A 17,046-nucleotide genomic window follows, 5' to 3' on the forward strand; every position below is an offset into this window, starting at 1 on the left:
TATTTAAGCAGTTAATTTATGCGTGTATAAATACTGCTGTGTAAGCACAAGTTTTAGTGTGTATCTAAGGTGTTGTTAACCAGAGCCTGGCCAATATTTAGCGGGCTTTATTTAGGTGTGATTGAAAAAAAAGCTAGGTAATAATAGCGGCGTATATACGCCGCTATTATTTTATAAAATCAATAAGCTGAGATTAACTAATATGAGTTAACCATCATGATTAAGGTAGGTGCTGCCCACCTGTCACGCCCATTATTTCAGCGGTAATGTAACTTGACTCTTGCGATGCCAAGTATACATAGGTGGGTGCTAGTTCAGCAGGTTGGCCTGGTCTACCTAATGGCACGTTATCACCAAATTCAGGCAATTTTTTAGCCGGTTGGCCGCCACTTTGTTGAAGCGGGGTCCAAATTGGCCCAGGAGCAACCCCATTAACCCGAATGCCTTTATCAATCACCATTTTTGCTAAGCTTTTAGTAAAGCTTGTAATTGCACCCTTAGTCGATGCGTAATCAAGAAGCCCAGCAGAGGGTTGATAACATTGGATAGAGGTTGTATTAATAATACTAGCGCCCGGTGGCATATGTTTTACCGCCGCTTTTGTTATCCAAAACATAGCAAATACATTTGTTGCATATGTTTGGCAAAATTGCTCGGTAGATAAATCGTCTAACTCGGCAACAAACTGTTGCTTACCCGCATTATTCACTAATATGTCGATTGAGCCTAAGTTTTCAACGCTTTGAGCCACAAGATCGTTACAAAAACTCTCGTCAGAGATATCGCCTGCAATTCCCCATGCTTTTATACCGCTGTCTTTTAATATATCGAGTGTTACTTTCGCATCGGCTTCTTCGCTGGCTAAGTAATTAAAAACTACATCGGCACCTTCTCTGGCAAATGCAATGGCAACCGCTCTCCCAATGCCCGAGTCGCCCCCAGTGATCAACGCCTTGCGACCCTTTAATCTGTCGCTACCTACATAGGTATCTTCGCCGTGATCTGCTTTGGGTTTTAAAATTTCATCTAGGCCTGGGTCTGGTTGATCACTGTCTTTTTCGGTTCGTCCCATTTGATATTGGCTTCTAGGGTCTTGCATCGTAAATTGGTTAGTTGGCATATCAACGTCTCCTTTAACGTAAAGTTTAAGTTGGATTAACTGCATGTAATCACAAAGAGCCTAATGTTAGATAACGCAGTAATGCATGTTACCTACCTCTTTGCTTTGCGGGAATAGACGTAAAAGTGAGTGTGGTTGTAAAATATTGAGTATAAGTAGCAACTTACTAATGTAGCACTTAACTCAATTGTAGAATCAGCCTGGAATGCGCCCACTTTGTATCTCCTTTAACGTATTTGCTTGGCCAAGGTTTTACTGACCATTTATATTGAAGGAGCAATAGATATGCCATAGCGTTACATTCAAGATATGAAGCTATCTCACTTATTTTAAAGAATTTATTTTTAAACTAGGAGAAGAGTAAGTGAATGAAATGGGTAAAAAATGGATAAGAGTACCGAAAATGTTACACGCTGTTTATTGAGCTAGTTAATTAGGCGAGTAAGGGACAATGATAGGCTTATAGTCAGAGCCGTAAATAACAGCGTTTTTAATTAAGGCCAGGTGATATCGACTAAGCTACAACGCGCTTTTACGTAAAAGGGTAGCCAAATTAATGCGGTTTATGTGCGTGGCAGTAAATTACTAATTACATGTATTAATACACGTAATTAGTAATTGAAATGTAGTGGCACACACACCCAGCAATCACAAATAAATGCCAAATAGCATGGCTAAATTGGGTGCTTTTAGCGCTATAAAATAAAGTACCTAAGCTGTAAAAAATACCACCGGCGAGTAACCAATAAAGTGCATTTACATCAATATTTAAATAAAGCGGGTATACAATAGCTAGGGCAAACCAGCCCATGAGTAAGTAAGTAGCTAACGATACTTTTTTGTTACCATTTTTAACCAGTATTTTATAAGCAACGCCGCTAAGTGCTACAGCCCATATAAAGCTAAGTGTGCCCCAAGACCAAGCGCCATTTAGCGATATTAATAAAAAGGGGGTGTACGTACCCGCTATTAATACGTAAATTGCGCAGTGATCACATTTTTTATAAAAGGCACGGAGTTTAGGCTGTACGCTTGCGTGATAAAGTGTGGATGATAAAAATAAAATAAATAAGCTTGCCCCATAAACAGCTGTGCTTATATATGCTTTAACACTGGTTGCTTGAGTGAACAAATCCCACATTACAAACACTGCAAATGCAATACCCAATGCATGGCTTAATACATTGAGCTTTTCTTCTTTTCGGGAATAAGGCGCGTCTAACGACATAACATATCCTACCACTGTAAAATTTAATTTGAGTGTACAGTTGTACGCTGAAAGTTTCAATATGGTTTTTATGCGTTCTCGATTTGAGTTAATTAAGCTTTTACTTGATTTTAAAGAGAATTAATTCACTATGTTGTTGTCTACTGTAATCCATATTACGAGCTGAAACAAACATGAAAAAAGATTTAAAAGCGGCTTTACTTACCGCTGTTGTTTACCCTGGAGCGGGGCACTTTTCGTTAAAGAAACATCTAATAGGGAGTATTTTTGCAGGTGTATTTTCTATTTTATTAATATTGACGCTTAGAGATATTTTTGTGATTGCTCAATGTACTGCTAATGAACTTGTGTCGGGTAAAATACCCATGACAATCGTGGGTATATTAAAAGCAGCGCAACAACCTTCTGATGAGTGCGCAAAGCTTGCACAATATAAGTATGTACCCTTAATGGTTATTGTGTGGGCTTTGAGCATTGTTGATGCTTATCGCTTAGGTAGAAAAGCTCACATTAAATAAACTTTATGGTTATTTTAGGTTGATTTTTTAATGAATGGTTGCCAAGAGCAGCCATTTTTTATTTTAGTAAATTATTTTTCAATTAAATCCACTTATGTAAATGTATTGTAAAGTCCCTTATCTTCCTTATTGTTGCCTCTAAATAACTCGAATGCACTACTTTATGGTTTTTAATTTTAATTTATCTAATATTTTTATATTGTAATAGGCGTTTTTTTGTTAACAAAAGTTTGCTATTCTCGCTTTCAAATAGTATTAGTTATTATTTGTGTACCTAAATTGATACTAAAATGTATTGTTTTAGCCTAAAAAAGCTAATAATTTTTAAGGAAAGTGTTATGAATGTTTGTACCAATAATCGTGTTAAAAGAAGCTTTAAAGTTAGCAGCCTATCTTTAGCATTAATGCTAGGAATGACGTCAGTAGCAAATGCTGAAGTTGAAAAGCTAACGGTAAGCGGCAACCAGGTATTGGTAGACGGTGTAAGTAAAAGTTTTGCAGGCCCTAGTTTGTTTTGGAGTAATACAGGCTGGGGGGGGGAAAATTTTACACCGCGCAAACAGTTTCTAAAGCTAAGTCTGAATTTGGTGCAACTATTATACGTGCAGCAATCGGCCACGGTGCTGGCGGTGATATAAATCAAGATTGGAACGGTAACATGGGTCGACTTGATGAAGTTGTTACTGCGGCAATTGCCGAAGATATGTACGTTATAATAGATTTCCATAGCCACGAAGCGCATAAAGATCAAGCTACTGCAATCAAATTTTTTGAAGAAGTAGCCACTAAGTATGGAGACAATAATAACGTAATTTATGAGATTTATAATGAGCCATTACAAATATCATGGGAATACGATATTAAGCCATACGCAGAAACCGTTATAGACAAAATACGCGCAATTGATCCTGACAATTTAATTGTTGTTGGTACGCCGACATGGTCTCAGGATGTTGATGTTGCGTCACAAAACCCAATCGATCGTGCGAATGTTGCTTATACTCTTCATTTTTATGCAGGTACGCATGGCCAGTCATACCGTAATAAAGCTCAAGTTGCTTTAGATAACGGCATTGCTTTATTTGCCACCGAGTGGGGTAGTGTAAATGCAGACGGTAATGGTGGTGTTAATATTAATGAAACAGATGCTTGGATGGCATTTTTAAAAACTAACAACATTAGCCATGCAATGTGGGCACTTAACGATAAAAGTGAAAGTGCGTCAATGTTCACACCAGGTGGAGATTGGGATTCATTAACAGCCTCTGGTACTAAAGCAAAAGAAATCATTCAAAGTTGGCATGATGCTAATGATAACATTCAGCTTGATAGTGATGGCGACGGTATTATTGATAGCCTTGACCAATGTGAGAATACACCTGCGGATACTATTGTCGATAGCATCGGGTGTGAAGTATCTGATACTGATGCTGATGGTGTTAGCGATGATATTGACCAGTGTCCTAATACACCAGTCGGCGAAACGGTAAATGATGTAGGCTGTGTATTGGAAGTAGAGGAGCCACAAACTGATACCGATAACGATGGCGTATATGATGATGTTGATCAATGTCCTGATACACCTGCAGGAGCAAGTGTTGATTCGAACGGATGCGCTATAGTGAGCTCTACAGACTGCAGTGATATAAACGCATATCCTAATTGGGTGAAAAAAGACTATGCTGCAGGTCCTTATACGCACAATAACACAGACGATAAAATGCAATATCAAGGCAATGCATACATTGCTAATTGGTACACTAATACGACGCCAGGAAGTGATGCTTCGTGGACACTGATTTACAGTTGTAATTAATTAGGCTTTGTACAAAAAGTTAAAAGGTAAATACTCAGTGTATTTGCCTTTTAACCTTATAAAGCATTGTTATATAAGTTAGCCTTTATAAATACTTTGGTGCTGATTAATAAGATTGTAAGTAGGTGATTGTATGTTATCCACATAACGCCAATCGGTTGTAATTTGATTGTTTGTAATTGTAAGTAACATATAACCACGATGCGATAATTCGCAATAATCTAAATCGTTAATTAGTAACGAAAGTGAATCGGCCATTTGTTTGGCTTGCTGCGGGTTAAGAGCTAAATAGTGCTCCATACCGGGTGAGGTCACGCTTGGCGTTGCAAATTCTACCCCTACGTTTTCACCCTTTTTATTTTTTAACGTGCCTTGCCATGCATTGTGAGTATCACCCGCAAGGACGACTAATTTTTTATTTAATGCAGCAACGCTTTTATACAGTGCTTCGCGTTCACTAGGGTAACCATCCCACGCGTCTAAGTTATAAGGCATTAATGTATTTATGCGTGCTAATTGCTGTCGTGTTACAGCTTTATTATCCAGTACCGCGTTTTTTATTGAAACTAGCTCTTCAAGTATTTGCGCAGTTTTTTTACGCTCAGATTGAGAAAAAACCTCTATAGGTAGCCACACTTTTGTCATGAGTACTTGCTGCCCTAATACTTGCCACTTTGCATTTGAGTTTTTTATTGCATTTGTAAGCCAGGCTAGCTGAGTGTTTCCTAGTAATTGCCTTTGTGGATTATTTAAGTCACTCATGAAGCGAGTAATATCTAATTGCTTAGTCTCAGCGCTTTGGTAATTACTGTAGAGGAGTTGTTTATCGCGTGCTATTACACGAGTATCTAGCATATGTAGGCTTATTAAATTTCCAAAATTGAACGTGCGGTAAATATGGGGATTTTGTTCGCCCATTGGCGGGCGAATTGGAAGCCATTCATAATACGCTTGTATGGCTGCAGCGCGGCGTTTGTAAAAATCACCTTCATCGGGGCTGTGGTTTTCAGCACCTGCTTTATACGTGTCGTTTGTGATTTCATGGTCATCCCATATTGCTATAAAAGGGGCTGCTGCATGTAGTGCTTGTAATCCTTTATCGGTTCTATAAATAGCATATCGCTTTCGATAGTCATTCAATGTAATTATTTCACCGCTATTATCATCTGCTAGTTTACGGTTAATTTTTTCTGCATTTTCGGTTGCGTATCCACCCATTGGGTATTCATAAATGTAATCACCTAAGTGAAGTACAACATCTAGATCTTTTTGCGTAGCAGCATCAGTGTATGCATTAAAATATCCTGCCGGATAGTTTGAGCATGACACAACAACCATTTTAACTTGTTCAACGTTCTCTATAGGAAGTGTTTTAGCACGACCGATAGGGCTTGTCGTATTTGCTCCTATAAAGCGATAAAAGTACTGCGTATTTGGAAGCAACCCTTGTACGTCTATTTTTATTGTATAGTCACGGCTTGCATCTGTTTGCTCTTGCCCCTTTCTGATAATGTTTTTAAATTGAGGATCCAGTGCTACTTCCCATGCAAGAGTTACTAAAGCTGTTGATTGTGATGAAGTTGCACGCGTCCAAATTATTAACGCATTGCTTAATGGATCACCACTTGCCACGCCGTGGTTAAATTCAGTATGTGACAATGGTTTATTGATTAATGAGTTGGTACAACCAGTAATGCTGCTTGAAACTGCCACGGTAAACACACTTGCAGCGGTTGTTTTTAAAAAATTACGACGAGATGAAATTGGCATACTGCACTTTTTAGAGTTATTTAAATTGGCCTGAATTTTATTGTGTCGATATGACATTTTTATACACGCTAAATGTATTTAATATGACGGAGTGAGGGAGAATAGCGTTTTATTTATTTACTAAAATATGGTCAAAAAATTAAATACAGTGGTTAAATTAACTAGCGCTGAATTGTTTGATTTTAATGTTACTTAATAAAGTTGTTTAATAACAACACTTTAATTTTTATTTTATATTGGCACAACCCTTGATTATGTTATTACGTCTAAACAATACACAAACAAGGAATACCATTATGAAAAATTCAATTAAAATCGCTATGGCAAGTTTATTAGTATTAGGTTCTGCACATGTTAATGCAGCTGAAGTGGACCTAGATGTAACTGATATTTTATCAACCAGTGTTAGTAACTATGTAAAGCAAACAACATCTGAGCTTGAAAGCTCGTTAAAAGAAACGCTAAGTTTTGATGCACAAGCTATTTTAGATAGCTTATTAGAAACCAAGCAGCCAAGTGAAGTTAGTGATAGTACTACAGCAAAAAAATTAGCAAATAACGCGCAGTAAACTAATTAAAAGGAATTAAGACGATGAGCAATGAATTAGGATTATTTGCATTAATGTTAGCACCGGTAGTGAGTATGATAAGTGCTTATTACTCGGTTCAAATGATTAAAGTTATGGGGAGTTGGTTTAATCTTTAATTAATAACATTACAGGTAATTAATTCGATTGATACTAAGCTGATCGACTTAGCAAAAGCGCACGTAAATAAAGGCAGAGTGATTTAAATAAGTAGACTTTATGAAGCGTGCGATTTTTCCATTACCAATTTTTATACTACCTCAGGGCTATACGCGTTTGCGTATATTTGAGCCTCGCTATTTAAATATGGTTAAAACAGCACTAGAAAACGACACCGGATTTGTACTGTGTACTTTTGAGCACGACACACCGTTTAATATAAGCGCTCAAGGTTGCTTAGTCGACATTATAGACTTTAACCAAGATGACAGCGGTATGTTGCTTATAGATGTAATTGCATCCAAAACCGTGCAAATTGATGATGTTTACCAAGATGAGCAAGAGCTTCGCCATGGTTTAATTTCAAATTGTACTGCACCTTATTGGTACAGCCAATCGTTCGCTGATATTGGCGAGCATACAAAGCTTAAATTGACCCTTCAAAATATATTTTCAACCAATCCTGAACTGAGTGAATTGTATAAGCAAACTCGCTTTGACGAACTAACGTGGGTTGTAGCCCGCTGGTTAGAGCTATTGCCTATATCTATTGAGAAAAAACAGCAACTTGCGTTCGAAACTAACTTTGATAACTTACTAAGTTTCCTCCATACTGTGATTAATAACGAATTTGCCTAATTTTATTTGATCCCAAACAAACTTGCGTGCGTATTTACTAATACAAAAGCAATAACGGGATATTATTATGGTAAGTCAACAACAATCACCACGTTGTGAACCTAATACAGGTAAGTACACTGCCATGCCAGAAACGCCAAGCAAAGAACTCATGCAAGCGCTCATTGATGTAGCTCAATCGAGAGACAAAAAAGCGTTTGCTTATTTATTTGAATATTTTGCTCCAAAAATTAAACGATTTGGTATTAAACAGTTTGGTGTTGAAGCGCAAGCAATGGAACTTGTGCAAGAAACACTAACATCTGTATGGCGAAAAGCGCATTTATATCACAGCGACAAAGGCGCTGCGACTACGTGGGTTTACACGGTAATGCGTAATGCATCGTTTGATATGCTTCGTAAAATGAAAAGCAATAAAGAAGAAAATATCAGCGAAGATATTTGGCCGTTATTGAACGAAACCCAAGATACAAATCACGAATACACCGATCACCTTGAAGATAAACAAATCAAACGTTATCTCGACAAGTTACCACTTGCACAAAGAGAAGTTGTAAGAGGGGTTTATTTTCAAGATATGTCGCAAGAGCAACTTGCACATCAACTTAACATTCCAGTAGGCACGGTAAAATCACGTTTACGTTTGGCCTTACAGAAATTACGTAATGAAATGGGAGATCAGCATGATTAAACATCACCCGAGTGAAACCTTACTGACACAATATTGCAGTGCATCACTTAGCGCATCACTTAGCTTAGCCGTATCTATTCATGTAGATATGTGTCCAGTGTGCCAAGCAAAAGTAGCAAAAATCGAGGCGAGCAATGCCGAGCAAGTTTTTAGCGACTCTTTTGAGCAAAGTACGCATGCAGAACCACTGCCTGCTGATATTACAGGTGAGCAAGAGTCTAGCTTATTCGATTTTATTACTGCCGATACAAGCGTTGATGAAGTATATGAAGTAGAACCAGTTGCTATTAAAGTAAATAACCATAATTACCAGTTACCACGAGCACTGACACGTATATCGCATGGTAAGTTTACGCAGGTTGGTAAATTAGCCCGCTCACGTGTATCGCTTGATGACGGCCCACTGCGCTCAAGCTTGTTACATATTGATGCTGGTGGTGAAATTCCGGAGCATACTCATACTGGTTTTGAAATTACTTTATTACTTGATGGTGAGTTTAGTGACGAAGAAGGTAGCTACGTACCAGGTGACTTTATTTTTCAAGATGGTAGCCACCAACATACACCACTAACAAAAGATGGTTGTTTATGCTTTACAGTGGTCAGTAGTGCGCTACATTTTAATAAGGGCTTCAGCAAGTTACTAAATCCAATTGGTAATTTGATTTATTAAGAGAATTTATGCAAACAGACACAATAAAAATAGGCATAAGCGCATGCTTAGCAGGCGAAAAAGTAAGATTTGATACAGGTCATAAAAAATCTAACTTTTGTATGGATGAACTGGGGAAGCACGTTGAATACACGCGTTTTTGCCCAGAGGTCGCCGTAGGTTTACCAATACCTCGACCTACGATTAGGCAGGTTAGGGTTGGCGACACAATTAAAGTGTGCAGGCCAGATGGCTCTGGGGATGTAGGCCCACAATTAACCGAATATGGTAAAAAAGTAGCAACAGAGCAAGCAAGTACATTAAGCGGTTTTGTTTTTTGTGCCAAAAGCCCAAGCTGCGGTATGGAACGCATAAAAATTTATAACGAAGCAGGTACAGGAAACACATCTGAAGGCGTTGGTTTTTTTGCAGAGCAAATAATGAAACACAATCCGTTATTGCCATGTGAAGAAAACGGCCGCTTAAATGACATGCACCTTCGTGAAAATTTTGTAATGCGTGTTTACGTATATAAAAACTGGCAAATGCTAGCAAAAGAGCCGCTAAGTGTTCACAAATTAACTCAATTTCATTCTCAGTATAAATATTTGCTAATGGCCCATAACTACAAAGCTTATAGAGACCTCGGCAACTTACTGGGGACTTTTGTTGGGGATGATGTAAACGCACTTGCCGACGAATATATTTTAGGTTTAATGACGGGTTTAAAAAAGCCTGCTTCTCGTAGAAATAACTGCAATACCTTAATGCATTTACAAGGTTACTTTAAAAAAGATTTATCTAAAGTTGAAAAACAAGAGTTACGTGACGCTATTGATGAATATAGAGAAGGCTTGGTGCCGTTATATGTTCCGTTAACGTTACTTAAACACCACTTAAAAGTGCATCCAAACGAGTACCTTGAAAAACAAGTATTCTTTAACCCTTACCCTAACGAACTAAAACTACGATACGGTATTTAATGAACACATTATTTTGGTTTAGGCGCGATTTGCGCCTTTTTTCGAACGAAGCGTTGATTCAGGCGCTAAATGATGGCGCTAAACACGCCATTTTTTTTGTTTGCGAAAAGCAATGGCATCAGCATAACACCGCGCCAATTCAAATAGACTTACTTAAGCGACGAGTAAAGTACTTACAACAGCAACTAGCTGATTATGGTATTACGCTGCATGTAATTAGTGCGCCATACTTTAGTGATTGCGAATCGAAGTTAATTGAGTTTTGCCAGTCGAATAACGTTAAACATATTGTTGCTAACACTGAATATGAATTAAATGAAGTAAATCGTGATAAGGCAATTTTAGCTAAATGCGATGATGTTGGTGTTACATTTACTCTGTACGAAGGGGATTTAATTGCGCCAGCGGGCAGTGTTAAAAACCAAAGCAATGAAATGTATAAAGTGTTTACTCCGTTTAAGCGCGCATGGCTAAAGCAGTATCAAGACATTCACTTTAATTTACCAACGTGGCCTTTAGAAAAATCGTCAGTTGATGTAAAAGCTGAACCACTTCTTAAAAGTGATGATGGCTCTGAAAAATGGCCTGTAGATGATGAAACACTCTCTAAAATAGTGAATGGTTTTATTGCTGACAAACTAACAAGCTATGACGATAACCGTGATATTCCAAGTATTAAAGGAACTTCGGGCTTAAGCCCTTATTTAGCGCTTGGTATAGTGAGTACAAAGCAACTATTAATTAATATTCAGCAGCAATATCCTGATATTTTAACAACGTCAAAAAGTAAAACCTTCACATGGATAAATGAACTTGTTTGGCGCGAATTTTACCGACATTTAATTTCAGAGTTTCCTAAGTTATCGCGTGGAGATAATTTTAACGAAAAGTATAACGCGGTAAAGTGGCGTAAAAACGAAGATGACTTTAATGCATGGTGCGAAGGTCGTACAGGTTACCCACTTGTAGACGCTGCTATGCTTCAGTTAAAGCAAACAGGTTGGATGCACAATCGTTTACGTATGGTTGTTGCAAGTTTTTTAACTAAGCATTTGCTTATTGATTGGCGTGAAGGCGAAAAGTACTTTATGAAGCATCTAATTGATGGTGATTTAGCATCTAATAATGGTGGCTGGCAATGGGCTGCCAGTACAGGGTGTGACGCTCAGCCGTATTTTAGAATTTTTAACCCTATTACCCAAAGTGAACGCTTTGATCCAACAGGTAAGTTTATACGTAAGTATTTGCCAGAGCTTAAAAATGTGCCAGATAAACAAATTCACTTTCCACATACTTATATTGCTTCTATGGGTAAAACGAAGGACTGTTACTGGCCGGCAATTGTAGATCATAAAGCTGCACGTGAGCGTGCGTTGGCTGCTTTTAAGGTGTGATATGGATAACGTGCTACCAGTAGATAAATTTGTAGATATTTATCAAAAACTTGATAACAGCAATTTAGAGCTATTAAGTGAAATTTACAGTGATGATATTGAGTTTATAGATCCAATGCATCAGATAAACGGTATTGCCGAGTTACGTGCTTATTTTGCTAATTTATATAGCAATGTTAAACACTGCCAATTTGACATAACGGATTCTTTTAGCATTGACAATAACGCATTTATTTACTGGACTATGCACTACGCACACCCAAAACTTTCCTCGGGTAAAACAATATCTGTACAAGGGCACAGTAAGCTTATTTTTAAAAAAGATAAGATTATTAAGCATCGAGATTATTTTAATGTTGGTGAGCTTTTGTACAAACACATTCCGTTATTAGGCTCTGTTATTAACTACATAGATAAAAGGGCAGGCTGAATATGATTACATTAATTACAGGGGCTACCTCAGGTATTGGTGAGCAACTAGCGATTAAATACGCTGAGCAGGGCGATACCGTTATTGCTTGTGGTCGAAACAGAGAAAAACTAGCTGAACTTGCTCAGCATAAAAATATTCAAATTTGTCAATTTGATGCCACAAGTCTGGATGATATTAAACAATCAACCATTGGTTTTACACAATATGACCGCGTTATATTAAACGCAGGCAATTGTGAATATGTTGATGATGCACGAAATTTTGATAGTGCTTTATTTGAACGTGTCATTACAGTTAATTTATTAGCAATGGGTTACTGCCTAGAAGCTTTACTACCTAAAATTAATGCAGGTGGCCAACTTGTATTAGTAAGCTCAAGCGTAACTTATCTGCCGCTTCCTCGTTCAGAAGCCTACGGGGCATCTAAATCAGGCGTTAGTTATTTAGCTAAGAGCTTAGCCGTAGATTTAAGTGACGTTGATGTAACGCTAGTTCATCCTGGGTTTGTAAAAACACCGCTCACAAACAAAAATGACTTTCCTATGCCAATGGCGGTTACCGCAAAAGAGGCGGCAGATTATATGATTAAAGGTATCGGTAAGCGCCGCAAAGAAGTTCATTTCCCTTATCGTTTTACACTTATTTTAAAAGCTTTGCGAATATTACCACTCCCGCTATGGCTTAAAATCGCAAAAGGATTAACTCGTTGAAAAAAATAGCAATAATTGGATCTGGTGTATCTGGATTAACTGCCGCACATTTACTTCATAAACATTACGATGTAACGGTGTTTGAAAAAAATGATTACATAGGCGGGCACACTGCAACAGTTGATGTAACTATAAGCGGAGCCAAATACGCTATTGATACTGGTTTTATTGTTTTTAATGATAGAACTTATCCATACTTTGAAAAACTACTTGCTCGTATAGGCATTGATAAACAGCCTACTCAAATGAGTTTTAGCGTGCATAACGATGCTACTGGCTTTGAATATAACGGCCATACTTTTACAAGCTTGTTTGCTCAGCGAAGAAATATATTTAGACCTAAATTTTGGCGTCTTTTATACGATATTGTTAAGTTTAATAAAGTGTGTAAAGCTATTTACGAGCAAGGTGACTACAAACAAGAACACTCGTTAGGTGAGTTACTTAACGAACATGGCTTTAACGACTTTTTTAAATATCATTATATTTTGCCGATGGGCGCTGCTATTTGGTCTACCAGTATTAAAGAAATGGAAAATGTTGGTGTCGAGTTTTTTGTTAAATTTTTCTTTAATCATGGACTCTTAGACATAACAAACCGTCCGCAGTGGTTTGTTATTCCTGGTGGGTCTCGTGAGTACATTAACCCTTTAATTAAGGGGTTTGCAGATAAAATAAAACTAAATAGTAATATAGAATCAGTGATTCGTACTAACGACAAAGCTATTATTGAGTTTGCAAATGGTGACAAAGACGAATTTGATAAAGTCATTTTTGCTTGCCATTCAGACCAAGCACTTAGCCTTTTGGGTGATGCAACAGCGCAAGAGCAATCCGTATTAGGTGCCATCGCTTATACTGAAAACTCTGTGGTTTTACATACCGATACGAGTTTATTACCGGACAGAAAAGCAGCGTGGGCAAGCTGGAATTATCTTCTTAATAACAACACAGACAAAGCCGCAGTTGTTACGTATCAAATGAATATTTTGCAAGGAATTGCAAGTGATACACAATTTTGTGTAACGCTTAATCACCTGCAGGGGATTGAACAAAGTAAAATACTTCGTGAGTTTACTTACCACCACCCTGTATTTAATCAATCATCCATAGCCGCACAAAAGCAAAAACACAGTATTGATGGGCAAAATAACAGTTATTTTTGTGGTGCTTATTGGTATAACGGCTTTCATGAAGACGGTGTACGAAGCGGTGTAGACGTAGCAAAGCAGTTAGGTGTTGAGTTTGACTAGTGCAGTGTACTTAGGAGATGTTAGACATCGCCGATTTGCTGTTAAAAACCATAGCTTTAACTACTCGCTTTATATGATGTGGGTTGACTTAAAGCAGCCTTTAAACTTAAATAATATTCATCCTATGTTGGGTACATTTGGGTTTAAAGCACTTAGGTTTAAACAGGCAGACTACTTACAAAATGTACCTCATCCGCAGCAACATACCGTGTTTGAGCGTGCACAAATGCAATTGCAATCATTAGGTGTTAATGAAGAGTTTGAGCATATTTATATGTTGGGGCAGTTGCGTTGCTTTGGAATTTATTTCAGCCCAGTAAATTTTTATTTTTATGGCCACACTAGTGACGAATTTAAGTATTTAGTAGCAGAAGTAAGTAATACACCTTGGAATGAGAGACATTACTATTTAGTTCCTTTAGGAAAAAAAGTGAACTTTAAAAAGGTTTTTTCCGTATCACCATTTATGGATTTGAATATGGACTACCACTGGAACATTCGACATACACTTAGCAATACATTGATACACATAGAAAATAAGAAAGACGAAACATTGTTATTTGATGCTTCTCTTAGGCTAAAACGTCAAGACCTAACCAAAGAAGCGGTTAGTCAATTACTAAAACGCTTTCCAGCTATGACGTGGTCTGTTTTCAAAGGTATTTATGTTCAAGCTTTTAAGTTGTTTGTTAAAAGAGTGCCTTTTTTAGGTCATTCGTAAAGCCATTAGGTGTTAAGCCTTGGTAGTTAAAACAATAATATAGGTAATTCAATGGAAAAAGTGTCGAGTTTAAATTGCGCACAAAACACAGGTTGGTTTACTAACTTTTATAAAAAGTTAGTAATAGGCGCATTTTCTTCTATAGAAACAGGCCAAGTAGTTTTAGTTGACGGTAGCTCTCGCTCTGTTTTTGGTGATACTTCGTCAAACTTAAAGGTGACTATAAGCGTAAATGATAAAGCGATGTATAAAGCATTTGCATTATCAGGTAGTGTTGGCGCTGGTGAATCTTATATTTTAGGCCAGTGGTCTTGCGACAACTTGACGCGCCTTATCGAAATTTTTGCAATTAACCAAGATCAATTAGACAATTTTGAAAAGAAATTCTCTTTTTTTAGTAATATTGCCCATAGAATTAACCATTTTAAAAATAAAAATTCAGAGTCTGGTTCAAAAAAGAATATTGTTGCTCACTATGATTTAGGTAATGATTTGTATGAATCTTTTTTATCTGATGAAATGTTGTATTCAAGCGCCGTTTACCCTAGTAAAGATGCAACGCTTGAGGAGGCGCAGCAATATAAGCTTAAACGTATTTGTGAGCAGGTAGAGTTACAACAAGGCGACTCGGTGATTGAAATTGGTACAGGTTGGGGTGCTTTCGCTATTTATGCAGCCACCCACTATGATTGCCACGTAACAACTACAACTATTTCTGACGAGCAGTACGATTACGTTGCTAATAAGGTTAAAGCCCTTGGTCTTGAAAGAAAAATAACGTTATTAAAGCTTGATTATCGTTTATTAGAAGGGCAGTACGACAAGCTTGTTTCGATTGAAATGATAGAAGCTGTCGGCCATGAGTATTTACCAAGCTTTTTTACCAAGTGCGGTGATTTACTCAAAGAAAATGGCGCTATGCTTATTCAAGCAATAACAATAAGCGATCAGCGTTATAAACATTATTTAAAAAATTCCGATTTTATTCAGCAATATATATTTCCTGGTGGGTGTTTGCCATCGCTCAACGAAATGAGTGAACAAATTAAAAATAACACAAACATGGTTATTCATACTGTGAATGATATTGGTGCTCACTACGCGCGAACATTAGCGGATTGGCGCGAGCGTTTTATTCAAAGCTGGCCAGAGTTAGACAGAACTAAATTTGACGAACGCTTTTACAGACTATGGTTATTTTATTTTGCTTACTGTGAAGGGGCATTTAGAACTCGTGCCACTAGTACGGTTCACTTAATGGCTCGTAAACCGCGTTTTACTAGCGATAACGATGAAATTGCACTCGGTTATTAATTTTGTCTTGTTTCAAGCAGTATGGTTTTTATCATTACTGCTTGAAGGGCAATCTATTTATGTAACGCCTTTAGTAATTGCTCTGATGTTTTATTTATCAAAGCAAAAAAAACACGATGCTATTTTAATTTTTAAAGCACTTCCGCTAGGGTTACTAGGCGAGTATATTGCTGTAAAAATTGGATTGCTTGAGTTTCATTCTTACCCATTTCCTCTTTGGCTTGTATTTTTATGGGCCTCTTTAGTGCTATGTATTAACAGCTCAATGTCTTTTTTGACGTCACTTAAGTTTTGGCAAGCATTTTTAGTATGTTTGGCCTTTGCACCTGCAAGCTACTGGGCCGGCGCACGCTTTGGTGTACTAAACTTACAATTTCCCCTGATACAATTTTGGCTGATATACGGCTTAATATGGTCAAGTATGTTTACTTTAATATTGTTTATAAACTCAAAAATAAAAGCGGTGCTGAACACAAAATCTCTTTAGCATGCCTCAGCCTGCTTGTGATTTGATCAAACTTGTTCTGTAGCGCGTATATTAAGTACTTTATAAAGTTAAGGAACGATTTTGAAAATAAATTTATTGATTAGTTTTTGCTTTTTACTCATCTCCTATAATGCCTATGCAAATGATGACTTTACAAAAGTAGGCGAAGCCAGAATGGAGTATTTATTTTGGGACGTTTACGATGCCACATTGTTTACACCCTCTGGTAAATATAAAAGCGGTGAAAACCCGATAAAATTTAAGCTTAAATACTTGCGTGACTTTGAGGCAAAAGACATTGTTAAAGCAACTAAAGAGCAGTGGGAGCACTTAAACAAACCTGACTTATCTCAAAAGTATGCTGATAAATTACTTAATATTTGGCCAAATATAAGCAAAGGCGACTCCTTAATGCTAGAAACAGACGTAAATGGTAAAAGTACATTTTATTATAATGATGAAAAAGTGGGCCAAATAGATGATGTTCAATTTGCTAATGATTTTTTGGCAATATGGCTTGATAAAAATACGTCTGAGCCTGCGCTTCGACAACAACTACTGGGAAACTAAC

At 37.3% G+C, this 17,046-nt stretch carries 19 protein-coding genes; 16 read left to right on the top strand and 3 right to left on the bottom strand.

Translation table 11 applies throughout. The features are described from left to right. Window positions 1–220: 220 nt before the first annotated feature. Both ALFOR1_RS19285 and trhA read right to left on the bottom strand, forming a co-directional pair. Window positions 221–1,120 carry an SDR family oxidoreductase gene (locus ALFOR1_RS19285; RefSeq protein ID WP_104644185.1) on the bottom strand — a complete coding sequence of 300 codons (900 nt, stop codon included), beginning with the start codon at window positions 1,118–1,120 and terminating at the stop codon, window positions 221–223. Window positions 1,121–1,718: 598 nt separating this feature from the next. After that, window positions 1,719–2,348, bottom strand: a complete 630-nt coding sequence (gene trhA, locus ALFOR1_RS19290; RefSeq protein WP_058550255.1) for a PAQR family membrane homeostasis protein TrhA — start codon at window positions 2,346–2,348, stop codon at window positions 1,719–1,721. A gap of 173 nt (window positions 2,349–2,521) precedes the next feature. Between trhA and ALFOR1_RS19295 the strand changes: the two genes are divergently transcribed. From ALFOR1_RS19295 to ALFOR1_RS20560, 3 genes are all read left to right on the top strand, one after another. After that, window positions 2,522–2,866 (top strand): hypothetical protein, encoded by a 345-nt coding sequence (locus tag ALFOR1_RS19295; RefSeq protein WP_104644088.1) that lies wholly within the window; start codon window positions 2,522–2,524, stop codon window positions 2,864–2,866. Between the two features lie 338 nt (window positions 2,867–3,204). Then, on the top strand, window positions 3,205–3,504 hold the full coding sequence (locus ALFOR1_RS20555) for a hypothetical protein (protein ID WP_227006960.1): 300 nt from the start codon (window positions 3,205–3,207) through the stop codon (window positions 3,502–3,504). Then, window positions 3,465–4,682, top strand: a complete 1,218-nt coding sequence (locus ALFOR1_RS20560) for a cellulase family glycosylhydrolase (protein ID WP_269459766.1) — start codon at window positions 3,465–3,467, stop codon at window positions 4,680–4,682. Before ALFOR1_RS20555 ends, ALFOR1_RS20560 begins: the two co-directional genes overlap by 40 nt. A 78-nt stretch (window positions 4,683–4,760) precedes the next feature. Here ALFOR1_RS20560 and ALFOR1_RS19305 read toward each other — a convergent pair whose 3' ends face one another. Next, entirely contained in the window at window positions 4,761–6,452 is a 1,692-nt protein-coding gene (locus tag ALFOR1_RS19305; RefSeq protein ID WP_104644089.1) for an alkaline phosphatase D family protein, read from the bottom strand. A 296-nt stretch (window positions 6,453–6,748) separates the two neighbouring features. On the opposite strand from ALFOR1_RS19305, the gene ALFOR1_RS19310 reads away from it, so the two are divergent. From ALFOR1_RS19310 to ALFOR1_RS19370, 13 genes are all read left to right on the top strand, one after another. Further along, on the top strand, window positions 6,749–7,021 hold the full coding sequence (locus ALFOR1_RS19310; protein ID WP_104644090.1) for a hypothetical protein: 273 nt from the start codon (window positions 6,749–6,751) through the stop codon (window positions 7,019–7,021). A 237-nt stretch (window positions 7,022–7,258) separates the two neighbouring features. Then, complete coding sequence (locus ALFOR1_RS19315) at window positions 7,259–7,837, top strand: LON peptidase substrate-binding domain-containing protein (RefSeq protein ID WP_104644091.1); 579 nt, start codon at window positions 7,259–7,261, stop codon at window positions 7,835–7,837. Window positions 7,838–7,904: 67 nt separating this feature from the next. Further along, a complete protein-coding gene (locus ALFOR1_RS19320) occupies window positions 7,905–8,528 on the top strand; it encodes a sigma-70 family RNA polymerase sigma factor (RefSeq protein ID WP_058550261.1) in 624 nt (207 codons plus the stop codon). Beyond that, window positions 8,521–9,201, top strand: a complete 681-nt coding sequence (locus tag ALFOR1_RS19325; RefSeq protein ID WP_104644092.1) for a ChrR family anti-sigma-E factor — start codon at window positions 8,521–8,523, stop codon at window positions 9,199–9,201. The genes ALFOR1_RS19320 and ALFOR1_RS19325 overlap by 8 nt, the downstream gene beginning before the upstream one ends. Before the next feature lie 8 nt (window positions 9,202–9,209). After that, window positions 9,210–10,163 (top strand): YbgA family protein, encoded by a 954-nt coding sequence (locus ALFOR1_RS19330; RefSeq protein WP_058550263.1) that lies wholly within the window; start codon window positions 9,210–9,212, stop codon window positions 10,161–10,163. Next, the gene (gene phrB, locus ALFOR1_RS19335) at window positions 10,163–11,557 is read left to right on the top strand and encodes a deoxyribodipyrimidine photo-lyase (protein WP_104644093.1); all 1,395 of its coding nucleotides are present in this window, start codon (window positions 10,163–10,165) and stop codon (window positions 11,555–11,557) included. Before ALFOR1_RS19330 ends, phrB begins: the two co-directional genes overlap by 1 nt. A 1-nt stretch (window position 11,558) precedes the next feature. Further along, entirely contained in the window at window positions 11,559–11,987 is a 429-nt protein-coding gene (locus tag ALFOR1_RS19340; RefSeq protein WP_104644094.1) for a nuclear transport factor 2 family protein, read from the top strand. A 2-nt stretch (window positions 11,988–11,989) separates the two neighbouring features. After that, a complete protein-coding gene (locus tag ALFOR1_RS19345; protein ID WP_058550266.1) occupies window positions 11,990–12,700 on the top strand; it encodes an SDR family NAD(P)-dependent oxidoreductase in 711 nt (236 codons plus the stop codon). Continuing rightward, window positions 12,697–13,953 (top strand): NAD(P)/FAD-dependent oxidoreductase, encoded by a 1,257-nt coding sequence (locus tag ALFOR1_RS19350; protein ID WP_104644095.1) that lies wholly within the window; start codon window positions 12,697–12,699, stop codon window positions 13,951–13,953. Before ALFOR1_RS19345 ends, ALFOR1_RS19350 begins: the two co-directional genes overlap by 4 nt. Then, entirely contained in the window at window positions 13,946–14,674 is a 729-nt protein-coding gene (locus tag ALFOR1_RS19355; protein ID WP_058550268.1) for a DUF1365 domain-containing protein, read from the top strand. Before ALFOR1_RS19350 ends, ALFOR1_RS19355 begins: the two co-directional genes overlap by 8 nt. Window positions 14,675–14,725: 51 nt before the next feature. Then, window positions 14,726–15,988 carry an SAM-dependent methyltransferase gene (locus ALFOR1_RS19360; RefSeq protein ID WP_104644096.1) on the top strand — a complete coding sequence of 421 codons (1,263 nt, stop codon included), beginning with the start codon at window positions 14,726–14,728 and terminating at the stop codon, window positions 15,986–15,988. Beyond that, a complete protein-coding gene (locus ALFOR1_RS19365; protein ID WP_104644097.1) occupies window positions 15,966–16,475 on the top strand; it encodes a DUF2878 domain-containing protein in 510 nt (169 codons plus the stop codon). The genes ALFOR1_RS19360 and ALFOR1_RS19365 overlap by 23 nt, the downstream gene beginning before the upstream one ends. Before the next feature lie 81 nt (window positions 16,476–16,556). Continuing rightward, entirely contained in the window at window positions 16,557–17,045 is a 489-nt protein-coding gene (locus ALFOR1_RS19370) for a chalcone isomerase family protein (protein WP_370592861.1), read from the top strand. Window position 17,046: the final 1 nt, after the last annotated feature.

This window comes from Pseudoalteromonas carrageenovora IAM 12662, from assembly GCF_900239935.1.
GTDB classification, from domain to species: Bacteria; Pseudomonadota; Gammaproteobacteria; order Enterobacterales; family Alteromonadaceae; genus Pseudoalteromonas; species Pseudoalteromonas carrageenovora.